We start from the raw sequence: 16,757 nt of genomic DNA, 5'->3' as shown, positions 1-16,757 counted from the left end.
AAACATTATTTGGCAAATAGCAAAAAGAAAAAGGGACTAAAATCAGTCCCTTTGAGTGTATTTAAATAATTATTTTCAACACGCTGTAGGCTGTTGAGAAAGGTTCTGAATTTCGTTTTCTTGCGAAGGAAGATGTATATAAATACCTCGACTGAGCAAAAAACGAAAAACGCCAAAAATGCTGTAAGTTCGATACTTACAGCATTTTTTAAACCCCACCGTCAACACTTCGTGTTGCCACCTTTACTGCGTAGACGCCCCCTTTTGTCTGCGTTGCAGACATTTCCCCCGATTAACGGGGGAATCACCTTTTAAAAAAAAGGAGGCATAATTCGGTTGATTATATTTTGGCGTGTTTAAGAGACTTTATCGACAGTCTGAAAATTCTATTACTCTGGTTAACAAAGTATATCGCATAGGTTCGAGGTGGATATATCCGTCTGTTGCCGACTCGTCAAAAAAGCAATACGAATTATCCCACTGCTCACCGACGAAAATATCAACATCGGTGTCATCGAGATTGACAGCCACCAAAAGTTCGCTGTTTTCGTCCGTGCGGAGATATGCAATAGTTTTGTGTTCGCTATATAACGGCACAAACTCGCCTTTTGCAAGCACCTTGCAACCAATTCGGATTTCTCCGAGTCGCTTATACCAACGGAGAAGTTCGTTGTTCGGTTCTTCCCAATTCATACAAGCACGGTTGAACGGGTCTTTGCGACCTTCCATACCGATTTCATCACCATAATAAAGTGACGGCACACCCGGCAATGTATACTGAATAAGCGATGCGATTTTCATCAGCGAAAGTCCACGCAAATATTCATATTCGGAAAGTTTGTTGTGTTCATACTGCCAATGTCTGCCATAGCCCTCACAACTGTCACCCGCAAGTCGACTGATTGCACGCTCCGTATCGTGAGTGCCGATATGATTCATCAAAACATTTGTAACCTGCGGCGGATAGTTTTCAACAACCGTCATCACACGGTCAAAAAATTCATGGGCATTTGGGTATTTCACAAAATCCAAAACCGCATTTGCAAACGGATAGTTCATAACGCTGTCGAGCTGTTCTCCGAGGAGATAACGGCGACGCTGACCATAGGCAAACTTTGTGGTTGCGTCTTCCCAAACCTCACCGATAATAACGGCGTCGCTGTTTTCCTCCTTGACCGCCTTGCGCAAATCATCAAGGAACACATCTGGAAGTTCATCCGCAACATCAAGACGCCAACCGGCTATGCCGCATTTGAGCCATTTACGCAAAATTCCGTCTTTGCCACAGATATATTCACGATAGCTTTCGTCCTCTTCTCTGACTTCAGGCAGAAGTTTAATGCCCCACCACGAATCGTATTCATCGGGATAATTGATAAATTTATACCACGAATAATACGGACTGTTTTGGCTGTTGTACGCACCGATGCTGTTGTAATTATTGTACAAATTAAAGTACTTGCTGTCACAACCTGTGTGACTGAACACACCGTCAAGAATAATCGAAATGCCGTACTCATTTTTTGCAACCTTGCAGAGATTTTTCAAGTCCTTTTCGGTGCCCAAAAGCGGGTCGATTTTTTCATAATCGGCTGTGTCGTATCTATGGTTGGAATTTGCCTCAAAAATCGGATTGAGATAAATACAAGTTACGCCCAAATCCTTTAAGTAAGGAAGTTTTTCCTCAACACCCAAAAGGTCACCGCCGAAATAATCATTGTTCCAAATGCCGTTCATCTGTTCTTCTCGCCAAAAAGGCTCTTCGCCCCATTTGCGAAGAACACGACTTTTTCTGTATCCTGTTTTTTTCTTGCCGGAATTATAAAAACGGTCAGGAAAAATCTGATAAATTATGCCACCCTTGAGCCAGTCGGGAGTGGCAAAATCCTTGTCATAGACCGTCTGCTGAAAGTCTGCCCCATCAGGCGAGAACTCCCCGTGACCGTGACCGACATTTCGCACGAAACTTTTGCCCCATGGGGTGTCAAGTTCAAAATGATACCAATAAAGACCGGGGGTGTCGGCAACAAAATGAAGTTCCCAATACTCCTTGTCATCACCGCACATACCTGCCCAGAACATAGAGTTGTAGACATTGTTTTCGTTTTCCTTGTGAACACAAAGAGTAGCCCCGCTGCATTTCATTGAGCGAGGCACAATTATACGAAGCTTTACAGGCTCATCGGTTGCGATGGCACGGATTTTATCTTTATATTCTTTACTGCGAGAATTAAATACCATATTATATATTATCTATTCACACGACAACTCCCCTTTAGGCTGCCGATAAAGTATCTGAAACACGCCAAAGCAATAATCTAACCATCTAACGCCTTCTTTGTGTAAAGGGTGCGGGTCTCCTGTGGAGACCTCTGCATTTTAATGCAGAAGCACCGACCGAACCGGCAGGTGAGACGGTGGTAACGCAAAGTGTTGACGGAGGGATTGTAAAAGTACCGCAAACATCGAATTTGCGGCACTTTTGGCGTTTTTCATTTTTTGCTCAGTCGAGGTACCATCGTACATCTTCCTTCGCAAGAAAACGAAATTCAGAAACTTTCTCAACAGCCTACGTATAAGGGGAGTTTTCAAAATTATTTTTTCTTTGATTTTGAAGCCGGCTTCTTTGCAGGGGCTTTTGGTGCTTCTTTCTTTGGAGCAACCTTTTTCTCTGCTTTCTTTTCCACCTTTTTCGGTTCTACCTTTGCTTCTTTTTTTTCTTCCTTTTCAGGCTCTGCCTTGATTTCGCTCTTTGGAGCCATAGGCTTTGACTTTTTGGCTGCCTTTGGAGTTTCCTTTGCAAACTGAACAGGCTTTGTGTGCCAAATGTTGTTTGCATAATCCATAATGGAACGGTCGGCAGAGAATATGCCTGCACCCGAAATGTTCATCAAAGACATTTTGACAAACTTTTCTCTGTCGGCATAAGCCTTTGAAATTTCTCTTTGAGCACGCTGATAATCGGTGAAATCTGCAAGTGCCATATATGGGTCGGTATTTACAAGTGAATAGTAAACCTCATCAAACTTCTTGCCGTTTACACCGTTTTGCAAAAATGCCATAGCCTTTGCAAGTGCTTCGTTGTTTTGAATATAGCTCTGTGGGAAGTATCCAGCCTTTTTGAGCTGTTCAACCTCCGGAGTTTTCATACCGAAGATGTAAATATTATCCTCACCGACAGCATCGTGAATTTCTACATTTGCGCCGTCAAGAGTGCCGAGAGTTATAGCACCGTTGAGCATAAGTTTCATATTACCTGTGCCCGATGCCTCTGTGCCTGCAAGAGAAATCTGCTCACTGATGTCGGCAGCCGGCATAAGCACCTCTGCAAGAGAAACATTGTAATCTTCAAGGAACACAACCTTGAGTTTGTCGTTTACATCAGGGTCATTGTTGATAACATTTGAAAGTGCGTCAATAAGCTGAATAAGTTTCTTTGCCATAAAGTAGCCCGGAGCGGCCTTTGAAGCAAAGATATATGTCTTTGGATAATAATCCGCATTTGGATTTTCCTTGAGCATCTGATATTCAGAAATAATGTTGAGAATATTGAGTTGCTGTCTTTTATATTCGTGAAGTCGCTTAACCTGAACATCAAAAATGGAATCAGGGTTAATATCAACACCGTTACGCTTTTTGATAATCTTTGCAAAGCGAACCTTGTTTTCGTGCTTGATTTCATCAAGTTTTGCAAGAACTTTTTTGTCGTCCTTGAACTGACGGAGCTTTTCGAGTTCATCACTCTTTGTGATAAATCCGTCACCGATAAGAGAAGTGATATAATCGGTCAAAGCAGGGTTTGCCTGGCAAATCCAACGGCGGAATGCAATACCGTTTGTTACATTACAGAATTTTGCCGGAGTAAGATTATAAAAATCGTTGAATACGGTTTCCTTAAGAATTTCCGAATGAAGTGCGGAAACACCGTTTACGCTATGTGAACCGATAACGCAAAGGTTAGCCATACGAACAACGCCGTTTGAAACAACTGCCATACGCTCAACTCTGTCTGCATCATAGGTTGCCGACCAAACATATGCACGGAAGCGGTTGTCAATTTCCTTGGTAATTTGATAAATACGAGGAAGAAGACGAGAATAGAGTTCTTCGCTCCAACATTCAAGTGCTTCTTTCATAACAGTGTGGTTTGTGTATGCAACTGTGCGAGTTACGATTGACCACGCATCATCCCAGCTATATCCGCATTCGTCAAGCATAATTCTCATAAGTTCAGGAATAGCCATTGTCGGGTGAGTATCATTAATATGAATTGCAACCTTGTCAGGAAGATTATCAAGAGTGCCGTACTTTGTGAGGTGACGCTGAATAATATCCTGAATCGAAGCAGAAACAAGGAAGTACTGCTGACGAAGACGGAGTGACTTGCCTTCAGGTGAATTATCGGCAGGATAAAGAACCTTTGTGATAGCCTCTGCCATAGCAGATTGCTCCATAGCCTTCATATATGAACCCTCGTTGAAAAGAGTCATATCAAGTTCAGGCTTCTTGGCTGCCCACAAACGAAGTCGAGAAACACCCTCGCCTTTGCCCGAAACATACATATCGTACGGAATAGCCTCAACAACATTGGCGTCTTTATGATTTACATGGTGGAAATCACCGTCCCAGCTATCCTCGATATAGCCCTCAAATGCAACTTTGCATGAACGCTCCTCACGAGGAACAAGCCAAACTTCACCGCCCGGAAGCCAGAAATCAGGGAGTTCTGTCTGCCAGCCGTCAATCAACTTCTGCTTGAAAATACCTGCTTCATAGCGGAGTGAATAACCCATTGACTGAAAGCCTGTTGTTGCAAGCCCGTCAAGATAGCAGGCAGCAAGACGACCCAAACCGCCGTTGCCAAGTCCTGCATCAGGCTCTTGTTCATAGAGATTATCGAGCTTTACGCCCATTGATGAAAGGGCCTTGTCAAATGTTTCGGTAAGTCCGAGATTATAAAGATTGTTCTTGAGTGAACGACCCATCAAGAATTCCATACAAAGATAATAGATTTCTTTTGAGTCCTGTCCTTTTGCTGTATGTCTGAAATCACTGTTTTTCTTTGAAAGTTCATCACGGACTATCATAGCAACAGCCTTATAAAACTGCTCGTCAGTAGCAACATCAGGTGCTACACCGAAGAAATGAGAAAGCTTATCGGTTATAAGCTTCTTTGCTTGTGTTGTAGAAATAGTCGTTTTCATACAATTCCTCCAAAAATTTATTTAAAAATGATATGTTATTTCTTATTTTTTGTATATTGTACACTAAAAATGCAAGTTTTTCAATAGTCACAGCCAAATATATACATTTTACACAAAAACACAAAAGACCTCTTGTATAAATAAGAAGTCTTTTTGCAAAAATCACTTACTTTTCTTTAAAAATCTGCCAAAAATCTTGTTTGCAAGTTCTTTTATAGGCTTGATATTTACCAAAAGCATAGCCAAAACAAGAGCCGATTCGATGCCGTACATCATTGCCCCCGACTTTAGCTTTATCATAACAATGCACTGAACTGCAAGGATTGCAACCTCGGCAATAAGAAGCGGTGTGTTGAAATTGATTGCGATATATTTTTTTGTATTTGCCCCTCTGAAAATGAACACAACGGCAAATGCAACAACAGTTGCTATTGCAGCACCGATTGCACCAACATTCGGAATCAAAATCAAATTGAGCACAATATTTGTCAATGCTCCCGACATAGCGGTAACCATAGCCATAACCGACTTTTTCTCTGCCATATAAACGGATGCAAGGAAGTTTACAAGGCACGAAAGTGTTGTTGCAATAATCAGAATAGGAACAAACTGCCAAGAATCATAATAATTAGGTTTAACCAAAATTTTTGTTATAAGCTGACATCCCAAGATGAGTGCTGACGAAACGGCAAAGATACCGCCAGAATAAACACGAAACACCTTTGTGAAGAAGTCTGCCTTATCCTCACTGTCGTATTCATCAACAGCAGACAACTGCCACGCATCAATGAAAATTGACGAGAACATAACAACAAAGTTCGGAATCTTTGAAGCAGCTGTATAAAGTCCGTTTTCGGCAGAACCGATAAAGCCTGTTACCATATATCTGTCCGACACATTGATTATCCACCACAAAATAATTGTTGGCATAAGCGGAACAGAATACTTGAGCATATCAATCTTTGTTTTCTTATTCACCTTATGGAAATGAAGGTCGTTCCACAATTTTGTTGCAACAAAGAGGAACACAACCGACATAAAATCGGATGCAATGATAGCAAGTACATAGCCGGTAACACCCATATTAAGCGGACCGAGGAACAAAAGATTAAAGAGCAGGGTTGTTGCGGTTGCAATAATACCGTCAATTGCAAAAATCCTAACCTGTCCGCAGCCTCGTACAAACTGCTGGCAAAGCTGGCGCATACCCGAAACCAACACGAAAAGATACAGTAAGGGAGCATAATCGCCGAGTGCCATATCGTTGATTTTTATCAAGGTCACAGGATAGTAAAAAATCAAAAATGCCAAAAAGCCTTTAAGCGTTGTTCGCACACCGATGGTGAAAACATCGCTTTTGTTTTCGTTCTTGTCAAGAGCAAAGCGAAGTGCCGCACTGTTTATTTGCAAAAACACTATCGGAATGAGGACATTTGCGGTTTGCTGAATCAAATCGGCAGTCGAATAATCCTCCGGCATAAGTTTGCCTGTGACATAAGGCATAAGCAAAAAGGACAAAATCTTTGAAGAAAATGTACCGATTGCAAATATTATTGTATTTGTGGCTAATTTTTTATATTTATCCAAAAATCTTTACCTCTTAAATTAGTAACTCCATTTGCCGTTGCCAAAGGTCATAACATTTGACGAACCCGTGAGATTCGATGACGCACGATAAATCTTGTCGCCGTTTGAACGCTCACCTATAATAAAATCATATTCACCGCCGTGCTGAATAAACACATCATCACCTGCTGTGACATTGCCTGAATAAAGCATCATTTTTGTTGCTTCGCTGTTCATATTAAGCTCAAACATCTTGAACTTGTCGCCGTCAAGGTCGGCATAAAACATTCTGTTTTGGTCAACAACAACAGGCTTACAAAGGCTGACGCCCTCAACCAAAGTGACCTTTTTTTGTGAGCCGTACTTTTGACGAATGATGTTGTACTTGCCGTCCGGCTGTTTTTCATAATAATACATAAAACCGCTTTCCATAATCATAGAAGCAATCTCGCCGTTTTTGCTGTCAGGTCTGAAGCGTTCTTCTTCCCCGCCTGTTGAAAGCACGCAGAAATAAGCCACATTTCCCGACATATCCTCGCTTGTAAAGAACACTCTGTCAAGCGAAATGCCAATCAAATTAACCTTATCGCCATAGCCTGAATAAAGCACTTTGTATGTGAAATCCTGTGTGTTGACAGCCACAACCTCGTTGTTTGTCGAAAGGCAGTAAGCTGTTGTGTCGTAGATATACGCAAGTTTTACATTTTCGGCAACCTTGGCAAGATTTTTGCCGGTCATAGTTATTTTGTAAAGCGAATTATCGCTTTCATTAACAAAATAGAAGTAGTCGCCTCTGATGTTAAACGATGAAAGTGTGTCACTTGATTTATAAACACAGGCGTAACTTTCACTATCGGGCAAGAACTTGTAAATACCTCTGCCGTCAACAATGTGATAGACAATTCCGTTGTCTTTTTCGACCTTGCCACCGTTCAAAAGATTGCCGATCATTCCGCCCTTTTTGCTTGCCTCAAATTCAAAATCAGAGTGGTCAAGATAGGACACCTGCGACAAAGTGGTCGGCTCGGTGGTTGTTTCACGAGGTTGGGTTATGGTTGTAGTTGTTCTTCCGATGATGTTTTCATCAACAAAATCCGCAACTTCCTTGTTTGGCAAAACCTCACTGAAATAAAAATCGGTGAAAATATACTTAACGGAAACAAGTCCGCCTGCAATCAAAATCACAAGCAAAGCAATAATCACAAGCAATACCTTGCCGAAACCGCCTTTTTTCTTTTTCCTCTTTTTCTTTTTTCTTTTGTTATCAACCTGTGGTTGAATGTATGAATATTCGTTATCTTTTCTTTTCATTATCTGACTTGTCCGTCTCCGTAAATCAAATATTTTGTTGATGTAAGTTGTTCAAGTCCCATAGGACCTCTTGCATGAAGCTTTTGAGTTGAAATGCCGATTTCCGCACCAAGGCCAAATTCTCCGCCGTCAGTAAATCTTGTTGAAGCATTTACATAAACGGAAGAAGAATCAATGCACTTCAAAAACTTTTCGGCATTTTCCTTGTTTTCGGTAATAATAGCTTCGCTGTGACCCGTTGAATTTGCATTGATGTGAGCAATTGCCTCATCAATAGTATCAACAGTTTTTACGCTGATTATATAATCAAGGTATTCGGTTGCAAAATCCTCATCGGTTGCAGGTGCAACAAGTTCGCAAGCCTTTTGAGCACGCTCGTCACCACGGATTTCAACATCCTTTTCCTTGAGCTTTTTTGCAATAATAGGCAAAGCCTTGTTAATAATCTTGCTGTTGATAACAAGACTTTCGCAAGCATTGCACACAGATATTCTCTGTGTTTTTGCATTAAATATAATATTTGCAGCCATATTAATATCTGCACTTTCGTCAACATAAATATGGCAATTGCCCGAACCGGTTTCGATTACAGGCACTGTTGAGTTTTCAACAACAGCCTTGATAAGACCTTTACCGCCTCTCGGAATAAGGCAATCAAGGTATTCGTTCATATTCATCATATCAGTTGCCGACTGCCTTGAAGTGTCGCCGACAAGCTGAATAACATCCTGCGGAAAGCCTGCCTTTGCAAGTGCCTCTCGCATAATATCGGCAAGAGCTGTGTTTGAATTAATCGCCTCCTTGCCACCTCGAAGAATTACGGCATTTCCGCTTTTAAGACACAGAGCCGCCGCATCAACTGTGACATTCGGACGAGCTTCAAAGATTATTCCGATAACACCCAACGGCACGGTAATTTTTTTAATATCAAGTCCGTTATCCTTCTTGTATTCGGAAAGCAATCTGCCACATGGGTCGGGCAAAGAAGCCACCTGACGGGCGCCGTCTGCCATAGCCTTAATTCTGTCGGCATTGAGCATAAGGCGGTCAATAAGTCCGTCACCAAGTCCGTTTTTTCTGCCGTTTTCAATATCAACTGCATTGGCAGAAACAATCTTTTCTATATTTTCCTCAAGCATATCGGCAATAATACCGAGAGCGTTGTTTTTTTGCTCGGTTGTGACCTGCGACATAAAGGTAAGCGTTTGCTTTGCATTTTTGCCCTGTTCAAAAACTGTCATATCAAAACTCCTCCGTTCATTCGGAAAAATAAATCAATTAGGTAAAAATCTTGTGCCGACACTTTCTCCGTCAAGCACATTGTAAATTTTCTTTGGTGTGATACCGTTCATAACAACAACCGGGATACCTGCGCCGTTGGCAATCTTTGCAGCCTTAACCTTTGTTGCAAAACCGCCTGTTCCCTTTTCGCCTGCTCCGCCTGCAACCGCTTCAATCTCCGGAGTGATTTCTTTTACAACAGGGATGAGTTTTGCATCGGGATTTTCTGACGGATTACTGTCGTACAAGCCGTCTGTATCGGTGAGCATAACAAGCAAATCCGCATCAATAAGTTCTGCCACCGTTGCAGAAAGACAATCGTTGTCGCCGTTCAAAAGTTCCTCGATTGACACGGAGTCGTTTTCGTTTACAACCGGAATAACGCCGTATTCGATAAGCTGATTAAATGTGTTTGTGAGGTGCATCTTGTTTTCCTTGTTTTCAAGTGCATCATATGTGAAAAGAAGCTGTGAAACAATAACATCATATTCGCCGAAAAACTTGTCATAAAGGAACATAAGTTCACCCTGACCGACAGCAGCTGCCGCCTGTCTGCCCTTTATGCTCTGGGGCTTTTTATGCAAACCAAGACGAGCCGTGCCGATTCCGATAGCACCCGATGACACAAGAATAACCTCGTGTCCCATATTATGCAAGTCTGCAAGCACGGATACAAGCTCCCCGATTTTTTGGATATTTGTTTTTCCTGTCTTATGAGTAAGGGTGGAAGTGCCGACCTTTACTACAATTCTCTTCTTTTGCATAAATTTTTGCTCCAATATTATAATTCAGTTTAATATTATAGCACAGTAATATTAGCGTTGCAATTAAAAAGATGTATTTTTGGCTAAATTGTGTAAACAATAGAGGTGAAAAATGATAAAGGAGTATATATATGACAAAAAGAAGCTACATCAGGATTGTTTCCTACATCGGATTTATGCTGATAATCATCGTTGCATCAAGTGTTTTGAGTGCATCAAATATGAAAGCATACAAAACAGAGCTTGAAGTTTCGTACCAACAAAGTCTTGCGGAATTGAGCGAATGTCTTGACAAAGTGAACACGGATATTACCAAAAGTTTGATGTCAAATTCAAACGGTGAAATCTATGATTTAAGCAGAGATTTATATGCACAGTGTTCAACTGCAAAAAACGCAATGAGCCGACTGCCGATAAACCAAATGGAGCTGACCAACGCATACAAATTTTTGAGCCAATGCAGTGACTACGCACAATATATCGGCACAAAAATCGACAACGGCGAGCAAATCACGCATGAAGAACACGACAACTTGAAAGCACTGCTACGCTATGCCGAAAAATTCAACGAGCAGACCAAAAATATGGTTGCAACAGTCAATTCGGGCGCAATGATCACCGACAACGAGGTGAAAAGCACAAGCAAAATCAATGTCACTCCGCTTGCAAACGGCTTCAGCACAGGGGCAGAAATATTTGAAGATTTCCCCACCCTGCTGTATGACGGACCTTTTTCTGACCAAGTGTTGAGAAAAGCGTCAAGGCTTGTGAAATCGGGAGAAGTGAAAACACAAGAAGAATGCAGACAAATCTTTGCAGACGCTCTCGGCATCGACATCAAGAATGTATCATACGAAACAGACGACAAATCAAGAATTCCGTGCTACACCTTCAAATGCGGACGATACACAGGACTTGTCACCAAGCAAGGCGGATATATAAAAGAAATTTTATATTCCGGCAGAATTCAAAGTTCAAACATCACGGCAGAAAATGCGTGCAATCTTGCTATCAAAGCTCTTGAAAAATTAGGCTACGACAATATGACGGTTTGCTACTACAATGTTGAAAACAACATTTGCACGGTCAACTGTGCATACCAAAAAGACAACACCTGCTACTATTCGGATTTAATCAAAGTTGCAATTTCTATGAATGACGGCAATTTGATTGGCATTGATGCAAAAACATATTTGACAAATCACATCAAAAGAGAACCGAAAATCGCAAAGTTATCAACAAATCAAGCGAAGAAAAAACTTTCTCGATACCTTGAAGTGAAAAGTTCAAAAATGTGCGTTATTCCAAAGGAGAGCGGAAAAGAAGTTCAGTGCTACGAGTTCACCTGCAAAAGCAACGACACAGGCGAGGACACTCTTGTTTATATCAACTGCGACACAGGTGACGAGGAGGACATTATGATTCTTCTGAAATCCGCAAACGGCACTTTGGTAAAATAAATTTGAATAACACAAAATGATATGCAAATACTACCACTGAAAGGATGATACAAACTATGAAAAAAATAATCATTATTGCACTTGCAGTTATTATGTCGGCTATAATTTTTGTTGGATGTTCAAGCAAAAAAGACAACACTCCAACCACACAAAAGCCAACAATCGCAACCACCAAGGAAACCACAACAAAAATAGAAACCACCACAACCAAGGTTGAGGAAGATTTATCCAAAGCCGGAAACGATGTTTCTCGCCGTGCCGACAAGGTGAGCGATGACATCGGTGAGGGCGCTGACAAAATCGCAAACGGTGTTGGCGGAAGCGTTGACAAAGCCGGCGATGCGGTAAAAGACGCATTAGATTAAAGTCTATACAAAAAAGGTGCTCATTCTTCAAAATGAACACCTTTCAGACTGTCGATAAAGCCCCTGAACCACGCCAAAATTATATTAACACACATTAAGTAGGGGATAGGCTTGCCTATCCCGGAATACTATTAATTTAATATTACTATTTAAGAAAAGTGCCGCAAGCATCGAGTTTGCGGCACTTTTGGCGTTTTTCGTTTTTTGCGAACAAGCAAATATAAGGCTTCCAAAAAATCAGTAGATTTTTTGGAAAGAGGAAAAACATATGTAGTATACTTACAAAACTCTGTTTTGTTCTATACGGAATATGTTTTGACGAGGTACAGCAAAGTTCGCAAGAAAACGAAATTCAGAACCTTTCTCAACAGCCTACAGCTGTCTTAGCCTTTAAGCTCGATTCCGTCATTCTTGAGTGACTCGATAATGCTGTCTGTTACCTCTTGAACTTCCTCTCTTGTAAGAGTTTTGTCAGAGTGAGAAAATACAATACGAGTTGTGATTGACTTTGTGCCGTCATTTTCGTCCTCATAAATATCTGTTACATAAACATTTTTGATGAGTGGACTTCTTGTTTCTGCAATAGCCTTTGCGATAGGTGCAAATTTTTGTGAAACAAATGAAAGGTCAACTTCAATTTCAGGGAACTTTGACGGTTCAACATATTGGATTGAAGCGTTTTCAATATTTGCAAATGCCTCAACATCAACCTCGGCAAACACGATAGCAGCCTTCTTGTCAATTTTCTTTTGAACAGTTGGGTGAACAATACCGATTTGACCGATTTCAACGCCGTCACAGATAATTCTGTTAAGATTTCTTGGATGTTGATAATTTGAAGTTGCTTCAATCGGTTCAAATGAAAGCGACTTGTGCTTAATATCATCGGACATAACTTCCAAAATATCACGGAGTTTATAGAAAAGCACAGACACAGGAGAAACTTTGCTGAAAAGTGTAATAGCAAGCTTCTTCTTTTCTACACAAAGATTGTTTTCGTCAAGGCCTGTAACAACTCTGCCGATTTCAAAAATACCAAAGCGAAGTGCAAATGAAGTGTTTTGCTTAACCTGACAAAGTTGAGTCGGAATAATTGATTTACGAATAGTTTCGATATTAGGGTTTGATGCACCCTCAAGTTTGATTTCACCCTCTACATCAATGCCGAGAGACTTGAGTTCGTCATAATAAGCCCATACATATGAGTGAAGCTCATGGAGAGAAAATCTCTTTACAAGCAAATCCTTGATTTTATCCTCAACGGTTTTTTCAACATCAGGGCGAACAGGATAAAGCGGAGCAAGGCAGGTGTGAACATCAAAGTTATCATAGCCGTAAATACGGGTAATTTCCTCGATAATATCAGCCTTCATTGTGACATCCTTTGTTGCTCTCCAAGACGGAACATCAACAGTGAATTCGTCATTGTCAACGCTTGCTGTGAAGCCGAGAGAAGTCAAAGTTTTGATGATAGTATCGTTTGAAATTTCAATACCGGTATATTTGTCAACAAAAGACTTGTTAAAGTTGAGTTCCACCTTTTCGTAATGATAAGCGTAATCATCGGTAAGAGCAGAAACAACTGTTGAATCTGCATCATACTTTTGAAGAAGATTTACAAATCTTGCGATAGCTGTTACTGTCATTTCAGGGTCGAGACACTTCTCATATCTCATAGAAGCGTCTGTTCTGTGTGAAAGACGAACAGTTGACTTACGGATTGAAGCAGCGTCAAATGTTGCGGATTCAAGAGTGAGTGTTGTTGTGTCGTCAACAATTTCGCTGTCAAGACCGCCCATAATACCTGCAATTGCAACAGGAGTGTTATCGTTGCAAATCATAAGTGTATTTTCGTCAATATTTCTTTCCACTCCGTCAAGAGTTTGGAAAGTAAACGGCTTATCAAAACGCTTAATTCTGATTTTTTCAACCTTACGGCTATCGAATGCGTGCATAGGCTGACCCATTTCAAGCATAAGATAATTTGTAAGGTCTGCAAGGAAGTTGATGGCTCTCATTCCGCAATAATAAAGACGGATACGCATATCAACAGGAGAAACCGAACGCTTGATGTTTTCAACCTGCAAGCAAGAATATCTTTGGCAAAGCGGGTCTTCAATCTTCATATCAACCTTTGAAAGATTGTCGTACTTTGAAAGGTCAACTGTTTCAAGCGGTTTGAGTTCTCTGCCTGAAAGTGCGGCAAATTCTCTTGCGATACCGTAGTGTCCCCAAAGGTCAGGACGGTTTGTAAGCGACTTATTGTCTACTTCAAAGATAATATCATCAATAGCATAAACTTCTTTTAAGTCTGTGCCGTTTGGAATATCATCTGTGATTTCCATAATACCGCTGTTATCATCAGAAATGCCGATTTCCTTTTCTGAACAGCACATACCGTATGACATATAGCCGGCAAGAGGACGAGGAGCAATCTCAATCTCACCAATTTTTGCGCCAACCTTTGCAAATGCGGTTTTCATGCCAACTCTGACATTAGGTGCACCGCAAACAACATCGGTAAGTTCTGCCTCGCCTGCGTCAACCTTGAGCAAATGAAGTTTTTTTGAATCAGGGTGATTTTCTACAGACTTAATCTCTGCAACAACAACTCCTGACAAATCAGAGCCTTTGAAGAAAATATCGTTTTCTACTTCTGCGGTAGAGAGTGAAAACTGATTGATAAGTTTAATCTTATCAAGTCCGGACAAATCAACAAAGTCCGAAATCCAATTCATAGATAAAAACATAATGTCACTCCCCTTTCTTATTCATCATCGGTGAACTGGCTCATAGCCTTGAGGCTGCCGCCGTTCAAATCACGAATATCTTTAATGCCGTATTTCATCATAACAAGTCTTGTAAGACCCAAGCCAAACGCAAAGCCTGTGTATTCATCAGGGTCAATGCCACCCATACGGAGAACCTCCGGATGAATCATTCCGCAAGGGCAAAGTTCGAGCCAACCGCTGTGCTTACAGCTTGGGCAACCCTCACCGCCACAGATAAGACAGCTGATGTCAAGTTCAAAGCCGGGTTCAACGAATGGGAAGAAGCCCGGACGAAGTCTAACCTTAATGTCCTTTTGGAACACTTCCGAAAGCATAGTTTTCATAAAGTAGATAAGGTTTGAAATAGAAATATCTTTGCCGACCATCATACCTTCCATTTGGAAGAAAGTGTTTTCGTGGCAAGCGTCTGTTGCTTCGTTACGGAAGCATCTGCCCGGGAAAATAGCCTTGATAGGTGTGCCGTTATTGATAAGGTCATCCTTATATTTTTTCAAAATAGCATTTTGTGCAGCTGAAGTCTGCGACTTCAAAAGTTGACCGTTTGTGAGATAATAGGTGTCCTGCATATCACGAGCCGGGTGATCCTTTGGCACATTAACAGATTCAAAGCATTCATAGTCGGTTACAACCTCGGGATAATCCTCAACTGTAAAGCCCATCGACTTGAATATCTGCTCACACTGACGCTGAACGATTGTTACAGGGTGATATGAACCTCTTGCCAAATTTGCAGGAAGAGAAAGGTCAAATTCAGGCATAAGCTCGATTTCCTTTTGAACTTCCTTTTCTTTCATTTCTGCTGTTTTTTCGGCAATTCTTTGAGCAACAACGCCCTTAAGTTCGTTTACTTTTTGTCCGAAAGCCTTTTTGTCTTCGACTGAAAGTTCCTTCATTGCCTTGAGCAAATCGGTTACACTTCCCTTTTTGCCGAGATATGCAACACGAACATCCTCAAGTTCAGACAAATCCTTAATATTTTCAAGTTCTTTTTCAAACTTGGATCTTAAGTCTTTAATCTTTTGTTCCATTGATTTTCCTCCATAAAAAAATAAAAGCGCCTCATAAATATGAGACGAAAATTTCCGTGGTACCACTCAAATTGCATACATAAAATATGCCACTCTTACCTTTATCGCAGGTGTACGCCCTACTTAATTGCTCGCAGGGTGCTCGCAGGCTGAAATTCAAATCCCCGCCGATATGCACTCACACCGACCGTGCACTCTCTTTCATCAAACGGACACTCTACTTACACCTGTTCATCGCATTAATTCTTCAATTGTTGCATAAATTATAAACCTTAAAGACAATTAAGTCAAGTTATTTCAAGATTTTGTTCAAAATACTAAAAAAAGAGTTGAAATCTTATTTAATAAAGTATATAATATAATTTAAATTAACATATACTAAAACTGCGGTATATAATACTTTAAGCGGAGGTGGATCAAAAGTGAAAGATAAGACTATGACCTTTAGAATTGCAAATGACAACGAGGATGTTATGAAAGACACCCTTACTGCTGTTTATGACGCATTAAAGGAAAAGGGCTACAACCCGATTAACCAAATAGTCGGTTATATTTTATCCGAAGATCCGACATACATCACCACTCATAACAACGCAAGGAGCTTGATCCGTAAGATAGACAGAGATGAGCTTTTGGCAGAAATGGTAAAGTATTACCTCAGCTAATACAATATAAGGAGGGTTACCTTTGGCAGAAAAGTTTTTTGAATACAAAGGAAGACCTTTGGTTAGAAGCGGCAATACAATTTACTACGGAGATATGAACGATGCATATGTTGTATGTCTTACAATTAAAAATGCCGAAGAATACAAGGACATTACTCTTGCAGGTGACATCACAATTCAGTTGCTTGCCACAGATGAGTCATTGTCACCAAAGGAAAGAATCGTTAAAAAGAGCGAAAAGAAGGGCCTTTTCACAGCCCTTGACCTCGGAGCTACTTGGCTTGAGCGTCAACTCAAAAAAGATGCTTAATGCGCACAAAG

12 protein-coding genes and 1 other annotated feature are annotated in these 16,757 nt (G+C 40.8%); of the genes, 4 read left to right on the top strand and 8 right to left on the bottom strand.

The genetic code is table 11. The features are described from left to right. Positions 1-366: 366 nt before the first annotated feature. From B5D29_RS07190 to proB, 6 genes are all read right to left on the bottom strand, one after another. Complete coding sequence (locus B5D29_RS07190; RefSeq protein WP_078768903.1) at positions 367-2,241, bottom strand: glycoside hydrolase family 13 protein; 1,875 nt, start codon at positions 2,239-2,241, stop codon at positions 367-369. Positions 2,242-2,594: 353 nt separating this feature from the next. Then, positions 2,595-5,204 (bottom strand): glycogen/starch/alpha-glucan phosphorylase, encoded by a 2,610-nt coding sequence (locus tag B5D29_RS07185; protein WP_078768902.1) that lies wholly within the window; start codon positions 5,202-5,204, stop codon positions 2,595-2,597. 162 nt (positions 5,205-5,366) lie between these two features. After that, positions 5,367-6,791 (bottom strand): lipopolysaccharide biosynthesis protein, encoded by a 1,425-nt coding sequence (locus tag B5D29_RS07180; RefSeq protein WP_078768901.1) that lies wholly within the window; start codon positions 6,789-6,791, stop codon positions 5,367-5,369. Positions 6,792-6,809: 18 nt separating this feature from the next. Further along, positions 6,810-8,081, bottom strand: a complete 1,272-nt coding sequence (locus B5D29_RS07175) for a DUF5050 domain-containing protein (RefSeq protein ID WP_078768900.1) — start codon at positions 8,079-8,081, stop codon at positions 6,810-6,812. Then, on the bottom strand, positions 8,081-9,322 hold the full coding sequence (locus B5D29_RS07170; protein ID WP_078768899.1) for a glutamate-5-semialdehyde dehydrogenase: 1,242 nt from the start codon (positions 9,320-9,322) through the stop codon (positions 8,081-8,083). The genes B5D29_RS07175 and B5D29_RS07170 overlap by 1 nt, the downstream gene beginning before the upstream one ends. Before the next feature lie 33 nt (positions 9,323-9,355). After that, positions 9,356-10,126 (bottom strand): glutamate 5-kinase, encoded by a 771-nt coding sequence (gene proB / locus B5D29_RS07165; protein WP_078768898.1) that lies wholly within the window; start codon positions 10,124-10,126, stop codon positions 9,356-9,358. A gap of 131 nt (positions 10,127-10,257) precedes the next feature. Here proB and B5D29_RS07160 point away from each other — a divergent pair, with 131 nt between their 5' ends. After that, on the top strand, positions 10,258-11,586 hold the full coding sequence (locus tag B5D29_RS07160; RefSeq protein WP_078768897.1) for a PepSY1/2 domain-containing protein: 1,329 nt from the start codon (positions 10,258-10,260) through the stop codon (positions 11,584-11,586). A 56-nt stretch (positions 11,587-11,642) separates the two neighbouring features. Further along, complete coding sequence (locus B5D29_RS07155) at positions 11,643-11,951, top strand: hypothetical protein (protein WP_078768896.1); 309 nt, start codon at positions 11,643-11,645, stop codon at positions 11,949-11,951. A 383-nt stretch (positions 11,952-12,334) separates the two neighbouring features. On the opposite strand, the gene pheT is transcribed toward B5D29_RS07155, so the two are convergent. Next, positions 12,335-14,701 (bottom strand): phenylalanine--tRNA ligase subunit beta, encoded by a 2,367-nt coding sequence (gene pheT / locus B5D29_RS07150; RefSeq protein WP_078768895.1) that lies wholly within the window; start codon positions 14,699-14,701, stop codon positions 12,335-12,337. A gap of 17 nt (positions 14,702-14,718) precedes the next feature. Then, positions 14,719-15,771: a phenylalanine--tRNA ligase subunit alpha gene (locus tag B5D29_RS07145; RefSeq protein WP_078768894.1), complete on the bottom strand. Its 1,053-nt coding sequence runs from the start codon at positions 15,769-15,771 to the stop codon at positions 14,719-14,721. A gap of 37 nt (positions 15,772-15,808) precedes the next feature. Next, positions 15,809-16,015: a binding site (T-box leader), on the bottom strand. Positions 16,016-16,193: 178 nt separating this feature from the next. Between B5D29_RS07145 and B5D29_RS07140 the strand changes: the two genes are divergently transcribed. Together B5D29_RS07140 and B5D29_RS07135 are read left to right on the top strand one after the other, a co-directional pair. Then, positions 16,194-16,436, top strand: coding sequence for an IreB family regulatory phosphoprotein (locus B5D29_RS07140; protein WP_078768893.1), 243 nt, complete (start codon positions 16,194-16,196; stop codon positions 16,434-16,436). Between the two features lie 22 nt (positions 16,437-16,458). Further along, complete coding sequence (locus B5D29_RS07135; RefSeq protein WP_078768892.1) at positions 16,459-16,746, top strand: hypothetical protein; 288 nt, start codon at positions 16,459-16,461, stop codon at positions 16,744-16,746. Positions 16,747-16,757 lie beyond the last annotated feature (11 nt).

Source organism: Eubacterium coprostanoligenes (assembly GCF_900167205.1).
Classification (GTDB): domain Bacteria; phylum Bacillota; class Clostridia; order Oscillospirales; family Acutalibacteraceae; genus Eubacterium_R; species Eubacterium_R coprostanoligenes.
The sequence above is the reverse complement of the archived record's forward strand: the minus strand, read 5'-3'. Positions and strand labels throughout refer to the sequence as shown.